Below are 19,727 nucleotides of genomic sequence, written 5' to 3'. Positions count from 1 at the left end.
AGGAGACCTTAAATGAACGTTGAAATGGATGTAAAACAACTTAAAAAAGAATGGAAAAACAGCGGTGTTAAATACTGCCTTGGCGCCTATGTTGATATTCACGGCATTCCGAAAGGGAAAGTTGTGCCGATCGACCATTTGGAACACATGGTCGAAGGTTCCGAGCTTTATACCGGTTATGCGCTGGACGGTTTGGGACAGAGTCCGAACGATGATGAAATCGCTTCGGTACCCGATCTGGACAGTGCGATCCAACTGCCTTGGCAGCCGGAAGTCATGTGGATGGCCGCCGACAACACTCTGCACGGCGAACCTTATGAAATCAATACCCGTGTTGCACTGAAAAAAGTTCTTGCCGAAGCCGAAGAGATGGGGTTCGGGTTTAACCTGGGAATCGAGTGCGAACTGTTCGTTTTGAAAGAAGAGGAAGACGGCAGCCTTTCGGTTCCGGATCCGGACGACAGACTGATCAAGCCGTGCTACGACGTACGCGGTTTCATGAACCGTTTTACCTGGTTGGATAAGATGGCGACCACCATTAACGACCTCGGCTGGGATCTGTACTCCTTCGACCATGAAGACGCCAATGGACAGTTCGAATTCGACTTCCAGTACAGCGACGCTCTGACCATGTGCGACCGTTTTATTTTCTTCCGTTATATGGCCAAACACTATGCACAGGAAGAAGGCCTGCTGGCGACCTTTATGCCGAAACCTTATGCCGACAAAACCGGTAACGGCGCGCACTTCAATATGTCGCTGTTCGATAAAGAGACCGGTGAAAACGTCTTTAAATGCGATCCGAAGGACGATCCTCGCGGACTTGGCCTGACCGAACTGGGTTATCAGTTCATCGCCGGAGTCATCAAGCACGGACCTGCACTGTGCGCCGTCTTCTCGCCGACGGTCAACAGCTATAAGCGTCTGGTTCGTCAAGGGGATATGAAAACCTTCTCATGGGCACCGGTTTTCAACTCTTTCGGCTCCAACAACCGTACCAACTCGATCCGCGTTCCTATGGGCGGCGGACGCTTCGAATCGCGTAATGCCGACGGTTCGGTCAACCCATATCTAGCCGCGACACTGGTATTGGCTGCCGGCCTGCAGGGTATTCGCGAAAAACTCGATCCGGGCCACGCTCAGGAAGACAACCTGTATGAATTGAGCGAAGAAGAACGCCTGGCCAGAGGCATCGAATTCCTACCGCAAAACCTTCTGGAAGCGGTTGAAGCCTTCGAAGCCGACCCGTTTGTCGAAGAGGTTCTCGGCAAAGAGTTGCGTGACGAGTTTATTACCTATAAAAGACGCGAATGGCGTGAATACCACGAAACCATTTCCGCCTGGGAAATCAAACGCTACAGCCATCTTTTCTAAGACCACCTGTCTTACCGGTTGATTCATGAGCTGCCTGCAATCGCAGGCAGTGTCTAACTCGATAACCTTTTCTTCTGCCAAGCAACTTCCTATCCGAACCATCCTAGACTCTAACTCCGCTACACCACCTCGCCCCCCTTTTTTCAGGGTGTGCAAGATCCCGTTGCGACCTTGTAATGATCTCGTTACAGCGAAACGTTTGTTTTATACAAATAGAGACTTTTGAGCACGGCTCTCTGCTATGATTCAAATAAGATTGTTATGAAATTTTTCGAATCGTCTCTGACCAGGACCCGTCTCTGAGATAACGGTTACCCGCGAGCCGGTGAAATGATTTCGTGCCCCACGATTTTATTCAAAACAGTCGAAAAGGAATGGAAACTGCTTCTATTTTGGGAAAAGCCAAGTCCCGAAACCGAATCGACAGGGAAGTTACATGAAAAAAAACGCCCGGCAAACATTAGACCGCTACTATCAACAGGTGTCGGACATTATTCTTGCCCGACAAAATCCGATTACCGGCCTTCTGCCGGCCAGTACCGCTATTACCGCCCATGGCGACTATACCGATGCCTGGGTACGTGACAACGTCTACAGCATCCTGGCGGCCTGGGGCCTGGGACTGGCTTACCGCCGGGTTGACGATACCCAGGGACGAGCGGTGTTGCTGGAACAGAATGTCGTCAAGCTGATGCGCGGTCTGTTAATTGCCATGATGAAGCAGGCGCACAAAGTTGAAGCCTTTAAACACTCCCAGGACCCGCTCGATGCCCTGCACGCCAAATACGCCACTGCAACCGGCGACCCGGTCGTCGGCGATGACGAATGGGGACATCTGCAACTGGATGCAACCAGCCTGTTCCTCCTGATGCTGGCGCAAATGACCGCTTCGGGCCTGCGGATTGTCTTCTCGATGGACGAAGTGCATTTTATTCAAAACCTGGTTCACTATATCGGCCGCGCTTACCGTACGCCGGATTACGGCATCTGGGAACGCGGTAATAAAATCAATCACGGTATCGCCGAGGTCAACAGCAGCTCGGTCGGCATGGCCAAGGCGGCGCTGGAGGCGATGGACGGCTTCAACTGTTTCGGCTCCGAAGGCGGCGAAAGCAGCGTCATCCATGTTATCCCCGATGAAATCGCCCGGGCACGGATTACGCTGGAAGCCGCGCTGCCCTCTGAATCGCTGTCCAAAGAAGTGGATGCCGCTACGCTAAGCATCACCGGCTTTCCGGCTTTTGCCGTCGAGGACGCCGATCTTGTCGAGCAAACGTTGGATGAAGTGATCGGCAAATTATCCGGTCATTACGGCTGCAAACGCTTTCTTCGCGACGGCCATCAGGCCGCCAACGAAGACGCCAACCGCCTGCACTACGAACCCGAAGAGATGAAACAGTTCGAGCACATCGAATGCGAATGGCCGCTGTTTTTCACTTATCTTCTGTTGCACTACCTGTTTACCGATCAACCCGAACAAGCCCGCGAGTACCGGGAAAAACTTGAAGGTCTTCTGATTGAACAAGACGGTCAGAAACTGCTTCCGGAACTTTACTATGTACCGCTGGATAAAATCGAAGCCGAACGGGAAAATCCCGGCTCGCAAAAACGCGAAGCGAATGAAAACGTTCCATTGGTCTGGGCACAGAGTTTGTATATTCTGGGCGCACTGATTCAGGACGGTTTGCTGGATATTACCGACATTGATCCGCTTGGACGACATAACTGCATCGGTAAAAACCTCGGCAAACAGATTCAGTTTTCGCTGATCGCCGAAAACGATCAGGTACAGAATAAACTGGATGAGTACGGGCTGGTCACGCAAACTCTGCAAGAACTCAAGCCGATACAGGTTTTACAGGCCAGTTCGCTGGCCGATGCCTTTGAATGGCTCGGGCGTTCGAAGCGTTTGGCGTTGAGCGGCCGCCCGCATCGCAACCCCAGAGGACTGACGACTTCCTGCGTATACGAGTATGAAGGCAACCGCTTTATTTTCCAGCCGCAGTTTCTCAGCCGTCACGATTTCTATCTCACCCAAGACAACCGCATGCTGGTTCGACGTTTGAAAATGGAAATGGGCTATATCTACCGACAGTGGAATTTACCCGGCCGTCCGCTGGTGGCAATGGTGGTCAACCAATCCATGCTGAGTAAAGGCGGTAGCCGGGCGCTGCTGGAATTTATGGAAGAGTGCCGCCACGGTAGCTTTGATGACATACCGGTGAAACTGGGCTCTTTGAAAAACTTCCTGCCGACCTCGGCCAAACGCAGCTTGCACTATCTCGAACAAGCACCGGGCGACAACGACGAACAACTCTCGCAGGCGAACCCTTGTCTGGTTCTTCAGGCAGGCGGGGATGAAGTACCGTCGACACTGAATATCGACACCTGTAATCAGTGGAACGATGACGCGCTGATCGCCCAGCTGATCCACACCGATAATCTGCAGGATCAGTTTGCCCTGCTGCAGATTCTGTTTGCGCGCCATGACGGAGACTTCGACAGCGGTCTGACCGACTCCGAAGGCACCCCCTGCAGCCTGCGTAAACTGATGGATGAAATCTATCTGGCCGCCGGCGAACTGAACAACTGGGACATTACACGTCGCGCCGCAGCGTGGCTGGATAAACACGATATCAACCTGGAAGGCGCGGTCACCGAAATTCTGGTGCGTAAAATCGCCCTGAGCGTTTCGCGTCAATACAGCAAACACTCGACCTTCAGACAACCGGCCGGCGCGGATGAGATCATTCGCATTATCAAAGAGTTCAATCCGGACGATCAGCGGGCGCAGATTCTGACCCAGGAACTGATTCTCAATCTTGGCTTGCTGATCCGCTCGCGACCTGAACTGCTGAGCAATATGACCCTTATTCGTACCGGCCAGCTGCTGCAGCTTCTCGCCGGACATATTCGCCATGCCGAAACCAATTACAGTGCCAGCGACGCCATGGATCTGCTGATGACCAAGGCACCTTTCGAAATCGCGCAGGCGCTGGAATACGTTCTGGAACACTATGCAGACGTTCAGGAAGAGCTTTATCAGCAAGAGCAGATGAAGTTCGATAACAGCGACCGGGATTTGAAACTGCCGAAGTTTGAATCCAATATGGACCCGGAATTGGGTCAGGCGGACGACTGGCATCACTGGCGTAAAATCAACGGCAGTATCGGTCGCTATCCGGACGGTTTCTACGAAGGCGTCTGGGACGTCGTCAATCAAACCGCCGGTGTCATTATCGGCGATCAATGGAACCCAAAACGCCGCCTTGAACATTCGCTCAGCGCCAATATGACTCGCGGCGAAAAGCTTTTCCAGGACAAGGTCGATCACCTGCTCAATAAAACACCGGTACCGGAAGTCCGCCGTCTCTACTACGAGGCCCTTATGGTACTGGGCATGATTATGCGAGCGAATCCGGATTTACGCTCGAACGACGTCATGATTCTCGATGTCATTCTCGGGCACGCCGTCCGCCTTCGCTGGTTATCGCAGACAGGCAACGAAATCATCGCCTATGACGGTCAGCGCGAGCAGGCGTGGCAAGATTTTTACTATTGCCCTCCGCATGAAACGGCTAATGCAATCGTGAACGCCTTCCGCTTCCTGCATAAAGGCAAATAGCGAAAATAACCTTCATCGGGAACCAAAGCCCTCCGAGGCTTTTTAGAGGAGATAACAACCATGGTTCGAATTCTTGCTGGCGATGTTGGCGGTACCAAAACCGTACTCGCGCTCTACCAGAGTGACCAAGGAGAATTGACAGAGATCCGCAAGGAAACCTATCCCAGCGGGCGCCATACGCGTTTTGAAGACCTGCTGCTGGAGTTTCTCGGTTCCGATTCACTGATCGACGCAGCCACCTTTGGAATCGCCGGCCCGATCAAGTCTCAGCGCTGCATTACCACCAACCTTCCGTGGATCATAGATGCCGCAGAAATCGCTGACGAGCTGAATATCCCGCAGGTACATCTGCTCAATGACCTGGAAGCGGCCGCTTATGGTATTTTGCGACTTGACCATTTTCACGAGCTCAATCCTGATGCCCATGAGGAAGCCGGACACATTGCCGTGATTGCTGCCGGTACCGGACTGGGTGAAGCAATTCTGTTTTACGATGGACGGGACTACCATGCCATGCCGACCGAAGGCGGTCATTGCGAGTTCGCACCACAAGATGCGCTGGAAGACCAGCTGCTGGTCTTTTTACGCCAGCGCTTCAATGGCCATGTCAGTCTGGAGCGGATTCTTGCCGGCGACGGTTTCGGCAATCTGTACGACTTTCTCAAAAGCATCAACTTCGCCGAAGCCAATGCGGAACTGGAAGCACAAATGCAGCAAACCGATCGCAATGCCGTCATCAGCCGCGCAGGCCTACAGCAGGAAGATGTGCTGTGTAGCGAAGTGATGCGTCTTTTCTGTCGTATTTACGGCGCCGAAGCCGGTAATCTGGCGTTGAAATGCCTGCCGCGCAACGGTGTTTATATCGCCGGCGGCATCGCCCCCAAAATCCGTCCGGCACTCGAATCCGGCGGTTTTCTCGAAGGCTTTCTCGACAAAGGGCGGATGACACACGCCATCGAACACATTCCACTGCGCATTGTCGACAACCCGGAAGCTCCGCTTCTCGGTGCCGCGCACTACGCTTCAAAACAGCTTGCAATCAAGTAATCATGAATTAACTTACCTGCGGTTTTTGGTGTATTAGGCAAATCAATCGTAGAAAGGGTTATTCACTGTTTTTCCATTCCTGTTTATGATCACTGAATGAATATTCAAAAAAACGGACACCTGTAATGAAAAAACTGTGCACAAGAATTCTGGCGCTGAGTCTGGCCCCCTTGGTATTGGCCGGCTGTGCAAACCGGGAAGTGAATCCGCGCTTCAGCGCCTCTTTTTATCAGGATGGTGTTTTTGCCAGTGCAATGGATCAGCAGAATCTAGGCTTTACCGAAACCAGCAAAATCCTTTGGGAACTCTTCGTGCAGGATACCCAGGGACTGGAACCCGAAAACGGGCAGATTCCGGTACACCGATTAAGCCGAGAAGATCTGTTGGCCATGCCGGAAGGTTCCGTAGTGCGCTTTGTGCATTCGACCCTGTTGTTCCGTCTGGATAACCGTTTTGTTCTGACCGATCCGGTCTTCTCAGAAAGAACCTCGCCGGTGCCTTTCTTTGGACCAAAGCGTTTTCACGACCTGCCGATTACGCTTGACGAAATGCCGTTTATCGACATTCTGATTCTGTCACACAACCACTACGACCACCTCGACGAGCCGACACTGCGCGCACTTAAAGACCGGATCGGTCATGTATATACCACTTTAGGCATCAAGTCACACCTCCTGAATCTGGGTTTCGATCCGTCGCAGGTCAGCGAACTGGATTGGTGGGAGGCGGCCGAGAATGACACTCTGAAAATTACCGTTGCGCCGGCGCAGCATTTTTCGGGACGCGGCCTGTTTGATCGAAATAAAACACTCTGGGCGTCCTGGGTAATTAAAAGCGCGCAATACAATCTGTATTTCGGAGCCGACAGCGGCTACTTTGACGGTTTCAGAGAGATAGGAGAGCGTCTCGGACCTTTTGACATGACCTTTCTGGAAAACGGAGCCTACAATCAAAGATGGCGAAAAATCCATATGATGCCGGAAGAAACCGTTCAAGCGCATCTGGATCTGGGTGGTAAATGGCTATTCCCGATTCACAACGGAAGCTTCAAACTTTCCATGCATCCATGGAAAGAACCTTTTGAGCGCATCTCAAAGGCAGCAGCGGGAAAAGGCGTAAAGGCAACCTTCCCGATAATGGGAGAGGTTACCTCGCTACAGAATCCGGCCGGGCAATCCGCCTGGTGGCAGCAATAGATAAAATTAAAACCGCAAATCAATCAGCTCTCTTGCGGTCGTTGCGCCATCCAATTGCGCCAGCCTCCGGTTTCGGTAATCTCTCTGGCGCCTTCGATTCCGTAGGGCTCGCAGATAAACCCGACCACTTCTCGGCCATCGATCAATTCGACTTTCCCCAGTCCTAACGGCGACGGAATCAAGGCCAGAAAACTGCCGAGATGTTCTTTCGGCATGGCCCAAACCTCCAGAGCAACCGATTCACCACCTTCGGGCTGTTTAACCAGTCCCGGTTTCAGAATCGGACGTTCATTTAACTCGTAGAAACGGTATTTCGGCGCAGTTTTGGTCTCTTCAAGCAAGGTTGCACCGCGCTCGATCAACTGCTGATTGAGAGGAAAACCGCTCAAATGCGCGCCGACAACCGCGAGAGGGATGACCCGACCATCGGCAAAGCCGTCACTATTCGGAGCGGGAACCGGCAACCCTTTAGCCCCGGAAGTGGAAACAAACTTCCCGTGCAGCGCATCGGTTAGCTGCAACAACGCCTTATCGCTACCGGCCGGCGCAAACAGCGTCACGCCGCACGGCAACTGATCGTCACGGAAACCGGTCGGCATGGCCACCGCCGCATAATCCAGCAGGTTCATAAAATTGGTGTAGGTTCCGAGCATGGAATTATGCTCGATCGGCTGTTCTTCAAGCTGTTTGATCGAATAGATCGTCGGCGTAGTCGGCGTCATCATGCAATCAATACCTGACGCCTTCCAAAGCAAGGCTGTCTTGCGCTGCGCCTGTTGTAATTTATAGCTGCCTTTATAGGCATCGGCGGCGCTTAAAGAACGCGCACCGGCAATAATTGTTGCTACGGTCGGATCCATATCCGCTTCATGCTGCTCGATAAAATCTTCGATCGCAACATAACGTTCCGCCACCCAGGCACCACCATACAGCAGTTTTGCGGTATCCAGCCAGTCGGCAAACGGCACTTCCACCAGTTGAAAGCCTTCCGAGCGCAAAGTCGCCACCGTCTGTTCAAAATTCGCCTGCGCTTGCTTATCGCCATCAAAAACCAGACTCGCGGCATCAGGAATTCCGATCACCGGCTGTTTATTCCAGACAGGCGGGGTCAGATCGCTCAATTCACGACTGAATTCGTCCGCTTCATCAAACTGAGCCACCACATCGAATACCTGAGCGGCATCCTGCGCATTCAACGCAAACACGCTGATGACGTCCTGCGAACGCACCGCCGGTATCAATCCGCTTGAACTGAGCAGGCCTTTGGTCGGCTTTAAACCAACCAGGTTGTTAAAAGCCGCAGGCACACGCCCGGAGCCGGCGGTATCGGTTCCGAGCGAGAAACTGCACAGGTTCAACGCCAGAGCGACCGCCGAACCGGAACTGGAGCCGCCGGAAATCATTTCGAAATCAAAAGCATTATGACAGACACCGTAAGGCGAACGCGTACCGACCAGACCGGTTGCAAACTGGTCCATATTGGCTTTACCGATCGGAATGGCACCGGCATCAATCAACAGCTCAACTACCTTGGCTGACTGCTGCGCCTTGTAGGTATACTCGCGACAGGCAGCCGTAGTTGGAATGCCCGCCAAGTCGATATTGTCCTTGATGACAAACGGCACTCCCCACATAGGCAGACTCTGCGGGTCGCTCTGCTCAAGTTTGCTCAGATAAGGCTCCAGATCGCTTTCGTCGAGCAGCGTAATGAAAATATTATGTTCTTTATAAGCCGTCGCCTTCTCCAGCAGGTGCGATACGACCTCTCGTGGCGTCAGGGTTTTCTCTTGATAGGCGTTTTTCAAAGCATCCAGACGTAAATCGATCTCAGACATTTTCATTCTCCTCCAGCACCATCAACGCCTGTCCGGTTTGAATCAGATCACCTTCGTTGACCAGAATTTCAGTCACGGTTCCGGCAATTTCCGCTTCGACCGCCACCTCGATTTTCATGGTTTCCAGTATGGCGATGGTATCGCCCTCTTGCACCTTATCGCCCGGTTTGGCCTGCAGTTTCCAGACACTGCCGGTAATCGGCGACAAGGCGGCTTCGAAACCGTCCGGCAATTCACCCAAACCTTCACTTTGAATTTCATCCTGCGCCGTTTCGGCTTCAAAATTCGCCAGCCCGGACTCTTCCCAGTACAGACGTTCCGCTTCAAAAGCCGCGCCCTGAGTCTGCTTAAATTCATCGATACTGGAACTATTTTCTTCCAGGAAGGCCTGATAAGCATTCAACGACAACTCGGTCTCTTCGATATCGATACTGAAGCGTCCCAACGGGAAATCCAGACGCGCCTGTGCCAGCTCTTCCTCGGAAACCGGATAGAAGTGAATCTGATCGAAGAAATTCAGCAGCCACGGCTTCTCTTCGGTAAAGAAGCGGGTACGGTGATAGGCGTTCCACATCTGAATGGTCCGACCGACGAACTGATAACCGCCCGGCCCTTCCATACCGTAAACACACATATAGGCGCCGCCGATACCGACGGCATTTTCCGGCGTCCAGGTACGCGCCGGATTGTATTTGGTGGTCACCAGACGGTGACGCGGGTCCAGCGGCGTCGCGACAGGCGCGCCCAGATAGACGTCGCCCAGCCCCATAACCAGGTATTTGGCGTCAAAGACAATACGCTTGACGTCTTCGATCGAGTCCAGACCGTTAATACGGCGAATGAATTCGATATTGCTCGGACACCATGGCGCGTTCGGACGCACCGTGGTCATATATTTTTCGATCGCCAGACGCGTGCTCGGATCATCCCAGGACAGCGGCAGACGAACAATACGGCTTTTCACCGTCAGATCCTTACCGGAAGAGATCTCTTCTTCCAGTGCGATCAGTTTATCGATCAGTTCGTTCTGAGAAATTTTTCTAGGATCGTAATGCACCTGCAAGGAGCGAATTCCCGGTGTCAGATCCTTCAAGAACGCCCAATCCGCTTGATTATCGCGATACTCTTTGAGACGTTCGAACAATACCTGAATACGGAAACGCAGCGCCAGATCTAGCTCCATTCTGCCGTATTCAATCAAGACATGACTGTCACCGGAACGGCGGTATTTAACGCCGAATTCATGCGCGTCGGAAGAAACCTCGTGTGCAATGCACGACTGTTCCGTCGGCGAAGCAAGGAAAGACAGTTCTGCAACGGTCGGAGTTTGCAAAGAATCGATAGCCGCTTCCTGATCCTTCAACGCCTGCTCGGCCTGTTCAATGGTCACCGGTCTGAAACGGATCTTATCGCCCGGGCGCAACTGCCCCATCTTCCATTGTTCGGCTTCGATAATCGTCGCCGGACAGACAAAGCCCCCCAGACTCGGGCCGTCCTGCGCCAGAATGACCGGCATATCGCCGGTAAAATCGATGGCACCGATCGCATAAGGGTTATCGTGAATATTCGACGGATGAAGCCCCGCTTCCCCGCCGTCCTTACGCGCCCATTGCGGCTTAGGCCCGACCAGACGAATCCCGGTACGGCTTGAGTTGTAGTGTACTTCCCAGTCGCAGTTAAAGAATTTTTCGATGTCCTCTTCGGTAAAGAAGTCCGGCGTTCCCTGTGGCCCGTAAATGACACCGATCTCGAACGCGTTGCCGAAGGTCGGAATCGTTTGCTGCGGCAATGTCAGAAGATCTTCCGGAATAGGAACAACAGGCACGCGCAGAACATCCCCCGCTCGGAGCAGACGGCCGCCATGGCCACCGAATCCGCCCAGCGAGAAAGTCGTTTTACTGCCCATATAATCCGGCACGTCGAAACCACCCAACACAGCAAGATAAGCGCGCTGACCGGCATCCTTGATCACTTTGGTTTTCAACTGCTGGCCGGCCTTCACTTTTACCGCCTGCCATTGCGGAATCAGCTCTTTATCCAGCGTCGGCTGCACATTCGCCCCGGTGATACAGATCACCGTATCGACATCGAAAGTCAGACCAACACCAGACACCGTCATTTCAATCGTCGCGGCATCCAGCGCATTATTAAGACAGCGGTTGGCCAGACGGTGCGACAAGGCATCCATCGGCCCGGAAGGCGGTACGCCGATATCCCAGTAACCAACGCGTCCCGGATAACTGACGATCATCGAATGGGTTCCCGGTTGCGTCACTTCCACCGTATTCGGCGTGTGCATAAAACTGTTCAGGAAATGGGTGTAAAGTCCGTCTGCCTGTCTGAACGCATCATTGCCACACAAAGCTTCCAGATAGGCGGCATTGGTTTCAAATCCGTCGATACGCGTGTTTTCCAGAGCGGTTTGCATCCGAGTCACCGCATCTTCGCGATCCGTACCTTTAACAATGATCTTCGCCAGCATCGGATCATAGAATGAGCTGACCTCGACGCCGCGTTCGCACCATGTATCGACACGACACTCCTTAGGCATTTCCCAGCCGGTCAATTTACCGGTACTCGGCTGGAAATTCTTGAATGGATCCTCGGCATAAACACGCACTTCGATCGCATGTCCCTGCGCAACCGGAATCTGATCGGCAGAAAGCGGCAAGGTTTCATCGTAAGCAACACGAATCATCCATTCGACCAAATCAACCCCGCGCACCGCTTCGGTAATACCATGCTCAACCTGAAGACGGGTATTCACCTCCAGAAAGTAATACGCCTGCTGATCCGCATCGTATACATACTCGACCGTTCCGGCGGATTTATAATCGACCACCTTTCCTAATTTGACCGCATGCGCTTCCATTTCAGCGACCTGTTCGCGGCTGATACCGACGGCCGGTGTCTCTTCAACGACTTTCTGGTTACGGCGCTGCAATGAACAGTCACGCTCGCCGAAAGAGACGACTTCACCACGGCCGTCACCGAAAATCTGGATTTCGATATGACGTGCATTGACAACAAACTTCTCGAGAAACAGTCCCGACTGACCAAAAGAGTTCTGACTGAGGCGTTCGACCTGTTCGTAGGCATCACTCAATTCCTGGGCATTATTACAGCGCTGCATACCGATTCCGCCGCCCCCGGCGGTACTTTTCAGCATAACCGGATAACCGATCTGTTCCGCTTCTTGCAAGGCATGCTCAATCGAATCCAGCAAACCGGAACCTGGCAGCAGCGGCACACCCGCCTGAATCGCCAGTTCGCGGGCCGTATGTTTCAAACCGAAGTCGCGGATATGTTCCGCACGTGGCCCGATAAAACGGATACCGGCGGCTTCACAGGCATCGGCAAAGCCGGTATTTTCACTCAGAAAACCGTAACCGGGATGTACCGCTTCCACGCCCAGACGTTCCGCCTCTTCGAGAATGAATGGCACATTCAAATAGGTCTCGGTGGCCACATTGCCCGGCAGAAAAATCACTTCGTCCGCCTCGCGCACATGAAGCGATGCGCGATCGGCATCGGATGCCAGCACCACAGATTGTATATTCATCTGTTTCAGGGTGCGGATAATGCGGGTGGCAATAGCGCCACGATTGGCAATGAGTACTTTGCTAAACATTGAGTGTCCTTTGTTCGGATCGTTCCGAGGCAATTTATTTCAACTAGGTCGTCCTAGATTTTTTGTTATTCAGTGTCTGTTTCTTGCTTAAAGCGTTCGCTAAGTTTTTTGAACTTGAAGCTGACGGTTTAAAAAACTGATGAGAAGTTCAAGAGCAAGGCGGACGGAGCGCAGAAACCGGAGTGTATATTCAAATACATGAGGATTTCGAGCACCGCCCAACACAGCTCTTGCTCTTCGCAATCGTTTTTTACTCCCAGATAATCATTTCGACCGGCGTCGGGTTATACCCATTACACGGGTTATTCAACTGCGGACAGTTAGACACCAGCACCAGCACGTCCATATCCGCTTTCATCTCGACATAGCGGCCTGGAGCGGAAATACCGTCATCGAAGTCCAAATGCCCGTCCGGTGAAACCGGCACGTTCATAAAGAAGTTGATATTGCTCGACAGGTCTTCCTTTTTCATGGTTTTACCGTGGTTGCAGCTACAACTTCCCAAAGCCATCAGGAAAGAGTCACGACACGAATGCATATGGCGCTTTTCGATCGCATAACGGACAGTATTGCTCTCCGCTGAACAGGCGCCGCCGATGGTATCGTGGCGACCGCAGGTGTCATCGACAATCGTCAGCATCTTATTGCCGCGGTTGGACATCAGTTCGCTACCGGTTGTCAGATAAATTTTGCCCTGCTCGCGAATGGTGTCGGTAGCCGAATAGCGTTCGGCCTGATCTGCAGCGTTATAGAAAAGCGTGTCGACCGCCTGATTTCCTTCCAGGTCGACAATACGGAAATACTGCCCGGCTTTGACTTCGTGCATCCACGGATCGCCGGCTTTTACCACTTCGCGGTAAACGATTCGATTTTCGTCAAACTTAGTCATTTGGGTTCTCTCCGTAAAAAACTTTGGTGTTGTAGTAAGCGCGCTCGTTCTCTCCTCGATGCAGACGACAAGGATCGTCCTGCTCGACCTTCATGGCTTTATAGACACTCAACTCGACCGGTTTCGGGTTGTATTCCGGACTTGGATCCATCGGATGCTGCGCCGTGGACAGAGATACGATGCAATCCATTTCGAAACGCAGATCAACATAGTCGCCAGCCGCAGAGTTGTTTTCGACAAACGTCATGCTGCCGTCGTCTTCGACACGAACCTTACTGAACCAGTTCAGGTTCGGCATAATATCGCTTTCGTTCAGACCCCACTTTTCCAGCTCGTTGATCAAGCTGTCGTGACCGTTTTTGAAATAGTCGTTATGCGCTTCCTGATAAGTTTTCGTACCGTACTTTTTCTGCAGCATATTCGCATTGGACAATCCGCCGATAGTGTCATGCCAACCGCAGGTGTCAGCGATCACCGAACACATCACACGTCCCATATCACTGAAACACATATTCGGCGTGGTCAAAAAAGCGGTTTTCTGCGCTTTTAACGTATCCGGCATGTTGTAACGTTCATTTTTCACTTCCAGATTATTGATCAGCATCGAAACATTCGCTCCGCCCTGCAGATCAGTCATACGCAGCACCGTACCGCGGCGAATGACACCCGACCAGTGAGCCCCTGCCGGAATCAATTCTTTCCAAACAAAACCGTTGTAAGAAGGTGCCTCAGGCATGTTTTTTCTCCTGTGTTAAACGACTGACATCCGTCGTCGTATGAATCGGCGGCAACGCCGAATGGGTCAGATAGAGGTTGCTGTTTTTGACGCCTTTAAAAGACATCATCTCGTCGCTGATCCGTTTAAGTAATTGCGCTGGCCCTTGCATCAGATTGACCTCCAGCGTATGTTGGTCCATCAGCTGAACCTGTGTGGTGGAAATAATTTCCGCGACATATTTATGCTTTAACTGATTAAGACTTTGCTGCAGACCCGCAATCGAATGGTCGTAAACCAGCGTACATGTTCCCGCCATGACTTCATTGGTATGATCCTGACGGAAAGCCGAGGCTTCCTTACGGATCAGGTCAACCAACAGGGCGGAGCGGTTTTTCAGCTTGCGCTGACCGGTCAGCCACTCAAGTTCATTGAGGACCTCTTCCGGTAGCGACGCGCTGGTTCTAATTAGGGTGCTAGGTCTTTTCATATCAGAAAATGTCCGGTACTTCAGAATTCACGGAGACCATTCGCACCATCTTTAACTTGTCTTCCATATCTTCGACTTCTTCGTCCTCATGGTGCACCAGGCTTTCAAGATAGGCTTTGGTTGCCATGAAAGCCGGACTCAAAAACGTCTCTTCCTCTCTCGGTCTCGGCAGAGGAACATTCACGACCTCCTTAACGCGTCCCGGGTGCGCATCGAGAACCAGAATCCGGTCAGCCAGGTAGATGGCTTCATCCAAATCGTGAGTGATAAAGAAAATCGTGATATCGATGTTCTGCCAGATCTCCAAAAGATACTGCTGCATTTTCAGACGGTTCTTCGGATCCAGTGCCGCAAAAGGCTCATCCATCAATAAAACTTTCGGCTGATTTGCCAGAGCGCGGATAATCGCGACACGTTGTTTCATCCCCCCGGAAAGCTGATGCGGATAGGAATCGGCAAACTTCTCAAGACCGACCAGATCAATCCACTGCAAAGCCTCCGATTCGGCCGTCAATTTCGACATTCCCGACTCAACCATTCCGAACATAACGTTATCTTTTACCGTCATCCACGGGAACAGCGAATAACTTTGGAAGACCATGCCGCGATCCGGTCCCGGTGCATTGACTGCTGCGCCATCCATCAAAATCTGTCCGTCGTCGATGGTTTCCAGACCGGCCACCAATCTGGCCAGCGTCGACTTTCCGCAACCGGATGGCCCGACAACGCAGATAAATTCTCTTTTGTAGGCGGTAAAATCGATCTCGCGCAGGACTTCGACCGGCTTGCCTTTATGCTCGAAAGATTTATGCAGTTTCTGGATATCCAGTACCGGCGGACGTTTCAGAATACGTTCGTTTCTATCCTGAATTTCGGGCGTAATCCATTCGTTCAGAGGGTGACTATTCACAAAAATCTTCCTTATTTACTGTTATGCCAAGGGAACAGACGCTTGCCGAGACGAGCAAGAATGATGTCGGTTACCAGTCCGATAATCCCGATAATCAGAATCGCCGCAAATACATTGTCGAAATTCTTATAACGTGCCTGCTGCGTAATGAACCAGGTAATCCCTGAACTGGTACCGATCAGCTCGGCAACAATCAGGTAGGTCCAAGCCCAGCCCAGCAGAATACGCATGTCGCGATACAGATCCGGCAGAATGCCCGGCAGAATCACGCGTCGGATCATCCGCAACCCTTTGCAGCCGAGTGTCAGAGACGCTTCCACCAGCGCAATATTCAATTTACGAGTGGTCGCCGCGACAATCAGCACCATTTGGAAAAAGGTTCCGATAAAAATGATTGCGATTTTCGGTGCATCGTAAATCCCGAGAATTGCCACGGCCAGAGCGCCGAAGGCAGGAGCAGGCAGATAACGGAAGAATTCGGTAAAAGGCTCGATTACGTGTGACGCCGAAGCATAGGTTCCCGCCAAGACACCTAAAGGCACTCCGAAAAGCATGGCCCAGAAAAAGCCCCAGGCAATCACCTGTATCGAATGCCACAGACTTTCATGCAACCAGGGTTCGTTACTTCTTTTAGGCGGCGTGGTAAATGCGGTATAAAAGGCCGTAGCAACCTCATGTGGCGCAGGAAGGTAAACCGGATTGGAAGGAATTCCCTGCGGCAGCTCAGAGGCATTAATCTCAGGGTTTTCGGCGATTTTCTTGTCGACAATCTTCTGGAAAACTTCTTTATCGACCAGTGTTCCCTCACGGAAATAACTGACCCCGCCTGACTGAGTAATTTCAACCTGCGGATGCCATAAAAAAGGCGCATAGCTGAATAGACACCACAGCAAAAGTGGAATCGCAAAACTTCCGAACGTCAACAGACGTTTGGAAGACTTATCCAGCGGAGTTCTGGGCGTGAACCATGTTGAAAAGTTTATGGACATATGCAGCCTCGACATTACCTAGCCAAAAATTATTACGCTTTATTAAAAATGTAATAAGCAATGACGGTGCCAAGACCCAAAAGCGTTTTTTATGCAGTAATACAGCTTAGATATCGATCATTACAAGAGATGAAATGCCAATACAAGCGCCCCAAAATGAAACACCCTGCCCTATTATGGATAGACCAGTCCAGGCGAATTGAATCAGCAAAAAGGGAAATGCCAACACATTCCTTTCAGTCGTCCCGATTCAATCGAATGAGAACACAAGATAAGCACGGAGAAATCAGAAGAGTAAGAAGGATTTTACTGATAAAGCCACATCAAAGCTCAACATGAACACGCAGGATTGAATTTATTGCAGGCATAAAAAAACCCGCTATAAAAGCGGGTTTTTGTCGGATTTGGCGGAGAGCGGGGGATTCGAACCCCCGATAGGCGATTAACCTATACTCACTTTCCAGGCGAGCTCCTTCAACCACTCAGACAGCTCTCCGAACAGGGGCTGAATTATACTCAGGATAAATTATGATGTCTAGCCCAGGATGGAGTTACTTTGCAATAAATCTCTGATCGCCTGTTCGCAGGCAATTTTATCGGTTTTAATTAACTTCCTGCCAAGAACCGGCTCGGAAAGCAGGTTGCACATAACGGAAATATTCCACTTCACAATTCAGGCTTTCAACACCAGCAGAAAAGTCTTTGACCGGCCCAAGCAAGTAAATACTGAGGCGATTCACTAAGCTCGGCGACGGAACCCCCACATTCGGCATTCCGGAACCATCGTCAGCCAAAAGATAATTACAACTCTGATAAGTCACGTTACTACTGTTATACAGACAACGTTGAGGAGTTACATTGGTCGAGTCCGTCCCGTAGATACAAGTTCCTGAGCGACCGATATAAAGCGGGTCGTGAACAACCACATTGGGATCCAGCAAATTATCTAAAATGGACTCCAGTCCATCTGCAGAAAGACCAAGAACATCAAGCAATCCATCAAGCGCCCCAGCCAACAGACTGAGCAGAGGCCCGAGTAACTCAAATAGAGGGTCCGTCAAGGTATTAAGCAGCGCCCCGACTTGTGGCACCAGACTATCACAAGGCGCTGCCAATGCATCGTTAGTCAAGCCCAAAGTATCGGTTAAACCACCCAAAAGCGAAACATCGACATTGGCCGTCAAAAGCGAACAACGGTAATTCTCTCCATTATTGTCCAGATCGGTAGCTTTTTGATTGGTAGCATCCGTGTTTTCAGAAAAGACCGAACCGGAACCTGAATCCGGATTGAGAAGCACCAACAATTCATCTACCGTAGTCAGAAGCCCGGCTTCATTAGACAGCGTATCCGCGCCATCATAGATAAAAATCGGCAACTGTCCGAGGCTACTTGAATAGTCCTCTCTAGAGTAATTACTTTCCGCCAGTAAATTTAAAATTACACCGCTGTCTTCTTCGATTGGCGGAATACCAATCCACCCCTGACGCAACGCGAAATCAATGTACGGGTACTTGCTTTCATCGACACGGGAGGGGTGAGTCGCGGTAAAACCGTATTCGCAATAATTTTTGCGCGCGTCAGAGTTCGGAATCGCTATCGCCGAGGCGATTGCATCGGCTTCCGCTTCGGTCAGTGAGTGCTCGGGAAAAGCCCCTCCGCCCAACAAGCCACCCAGCAAACCTTTAACCAGTCCCGGAGGCTCGCTCGGGTAGAGCCTTTCAAGAATATCCGCTTTGGTTAATTCTCCGCCGACACAACTTTCATAACGCACGTCGCAGAAACACTCTTTATCACTCGGCAAAGCGCCATACAGCGCGCGCCCCTGAGGCGTATAGACGCCCATAAAATTATCGTTGGTCCACAGTTGAACGGCGACGGCATTGAATTTCGGCAAACTGTCCACATCGGTGCCACCGCTGTCGATCATTTCCTGCAAAGCCAGACGCGGATTACTTTTATAGGTACCAAAACCTGCGCTCTCGGCATAATCCGGATTTTCCTCTCCCAGCGCGTAAAAATGGCCGTCGGATGCAAAATTCCCGAAGGTAATCTCTTTATTTAAACTGTCGAAATCCACACCATCCAAACCGTCGGAGGATGCGTCATAACCGACCTGAGCCAGAACGGCATTACTCATCACCTCAGAGGCAGCCAGAGACATACCACCGGATTCCAGGCCTTTTTTGGTCAAGGCCATTTCCGAACGCAGGGCAACTTCGGCGACGCTTCGCGCATAGTTATCCAACTCGTGATCAATGATCTTGAGTTTGCTGTACTGCATCACCAACTCAAAGGCAAACAGTGCGGCAACAATGCCCCCTACTCCCATCAGAGTGATCACGCCTTTTTGTCTGTGCAATCCGAACTTGTTTGTTAATTCCTTGCGCATAGACTACTTCTCCGTCAAAGCATCAACTAAAATCAGATTATTCAGTGCTTTGCTGTTTAAAGGATCGAGCTGTAAGGCCTGATTAAAATAAGACTTGGCGCTTGCAAAATCTTTTTGCAAAAGTCGGCTGAAGCCCAAATTATTCAGCGCACTGACGCGGCGAACCAGAGAATCACTTTGCAACCACTGCTGATAAACCGCTTCAGCCAAGGTAAATTGATCTTCGGCCAAAGCCATACGGGCATATTCACCCTCATCTTCAACCGAATGGTTCGGCATTTGGATAATTTGCCTCCAGGCAAGGAGCGCCAGATGGCGTTTTTCCTGCCCCTCATACACCTTGGCGAGCATCCGGTACACTTCGATATCCTGATGATTTATTTTACGAAGCTTTTGTAACAGCCCTTCCGCCCGCTCGTATCGCCGCTGTTTAATTTCCATAACGGCCAAATCCAGCATCAGCTCATATTCAGCCTTTTCATCCAGAGAAGTCACCAAAGGCTCGGAAGCTTCTTTGTAGTTCGGAAAAGAGGCACTACCCGGCGCATTCGACACTGTCGTACAACCCGAAACGGACATCGCCAGAACCCACAATAGGGCTTTATAACGAAAAACTCGGAAATTAAACGATCGCAA

At 51.4% G+C, this 19,727-nt stretch carries 13 protein-coding genes and 1 tRNA gene; 4 read left to right on the top strand and 10 right to left on the bottom strand.

All coding sequences use genetic code 11. The features are described from left to right. Positions 1-12 precede the first annotated feature (12 nt). The 4 genes from glnT to HQN79_RS03010 all read left to right on the top strand — a co-directional run bounded on the left by glnT (position 13) and on the right by HQN79_RS03010 (position 7,242). Positions 13-1,374 (top strand): type III glutamate--ammonia ligase, encoded by a 1,362-nt coding sequence (gene glnT / locus HQN79_RS03025; RefSeq protein ID WP_173284213.1) that lies wholly within the window; start codon positions 13-15, stop codon positions 1,372-1,374. 436 nt (positions 1,375-1,810) lie between these two features. Then, on the top strand, positions 1,811-4,999 hold the full coding sequence (locus HQN79_RS03020; RefSeq protein WP_173284212.1) for a phosphorylase b kinase regulatory subunit alpha/beta: 3,189 nt from the start codon (positions 1,811-1,813) through the stop codon (positions 4,997-4,999). Positions 5,000-5,059: 60 nt separating this feature from the next. Continuing rightward, complete coding sequence (gene glk, locus HQN79_RS03015) at positions 5,060-6,046, top strand: glucokinase (RefSeq protein ID WP_173284211.1); 987 nt, start codon at positions 5,060-5,062, stop codon at positions 6,044-6,046. Positions 6,047-6,171: 125 nt separating this feature from the next. Then, a complete protein-coding gene (locus HQN79_RS03010) occupies positions 6,172-7,242 on the top strand; it encodes an MBL fold metallo-hydrolase (protein WP_173284210.1) in 1,071 nt (356 codons plus the stop codon). Between the two features lie 23 nt (positions 7,243-7,265). Here HQN79_RS03010 and atzF read toward each other — a convergent pair whose 3' ends face one another. The 10 genes from atzF to HQN79_RS02960 all read right to left on the bottom strand — a co-directional run bounded on the left by atzF (position 7,266) and on the right by HQN79_RS02960 (position 19,670). Continuing rightward, a complete protein-coding gene (gene atzF / locus HQN79_RS03005; protein ID WP_238843412.1) occupies positions 7,266-9,077 on the bottom strand; it encodes an allophanate hydrolase in 1,812 nt (603 codons plus the stop codon). After that, positions 9,070-12,708 (bottom strand): urea carboxylase, encoded by a 3,639-nt coding sequence (uca, locus tag HQN79_RS03000; protein ID WP_173284208.1) that lies wholly within the window; start codon positions 12,706-12,708, stop codon positions 9,070-9,072. The genes atzF and uca overlap by 8 nt, the downstream gene beginning before the upstream one ends. A 250-nt stretch (positions 12,709-12,958) precedes the next feature. Further along, positions 12,959-13,597 (bottom strand): urea amidolyase associated protein UAAP2, encoded by a 639-nt coding sequence (locus HQN79_RS02995; protein WP_173284207.1) that lies wholly within the window; start codon positions 13,595-13,597, stop codon positions 12,959-12,961. Further along, entirely contained in the window at positions 13,590-14,333 is a 744-nt protein-coding gene (locus tag HQN79_RS02990; RefSeq protein ID WP_173284206.1) for an urea amidolyase associated protein UAAP1, read from the bottom strand. Before HQN79_RS02990 ends, HQN79_RS02995 begins: the two co-directional genes overlap by 8 nt. Then, the gene (locus HQN79_RS02985) at positions 14,326-14,802 is read right to left on the bottom strand and encodes a CopG family ribbon-helix-helix protein (protein ID WP_173284205.1); all 477 of its coding nucleotides are present in this window, start codon (positions 14,800-14,802) and stop codon (positions 14,326-14,328) included. The genes HQN79_RS02990 and HQN79_RS02985 overlap by 8 nt, the downstream gene beginning before the upstream one ends. A gap of 1 nt (position 14,803) precedes the next feature. Further along, entirely contained in the window at positions 14,804-15,712 is a 909-nt protein-coding gene (locus HQN79_RS02980; protein ID WP_238843411.1) for an ABC transporter ATP-binding protein, read from the bottom strand. Positions 15,713-15,723: 11 nt separating this feature from the next. Further along, on the bottom strand, positions 15,724-16,701 hold the full coding sequence (locus HQN79_RS02975) for an ABC transporter permease (RefSeq protein WP_173284204.1): 978 nt from the start codon (positions 16,699-16,701) through the stop codon (positions 15,724-15,726). Between the two features lie 405 nt (positions 16,702-17,106). Continuing rightward, positions 17,107-17,197: transfer RNA gene (locus HQN79_RS02970), tRNA-Ser, on the bottom strand. A gap of 106 nt (positions 17,198-17,303) precedes the next feature. Continuing rightward, positions 17,304-19,091: a hypothetical protein gene (locus HQN79_RS02965; RefSeq protein ID WP_173284203.1), complete on the bottom strand. Its 1,788-nt coding sequence runs from the start codon at positions 19,089-19,091 to the stop codon at positions 17,304-17,306. Between the two features lie 3 nt (positions 19,092-19,094). After that, a complete protein-coding gene (locus tag HQN79_RS02960; protein WP_173284202.1) occupies positions 19,095-19,670 on the bottom strand; it encodes a tetratricopeptide repeat protein in 576 nt (191 codons plus the stop codon). Positions 19,671-19,727: the final 57 nt, after the last annotated feature.

Source organism: Thiomicrorhabdus xiamenensis, from assembly GCF_013282625.1.
Lineage (GTDB): Bacteria > Pseudomonadota > Gammaproteobacteria > Thiomicrospirales > Thiomicrospiraceae > Thiomicrorhabdus > Thiomicrorhabdus xiamenensis.
Note: the sequence above shows the minus strand (reverse complement) of the source record. Positions and strands in the feature narration are given on the sequence as shown.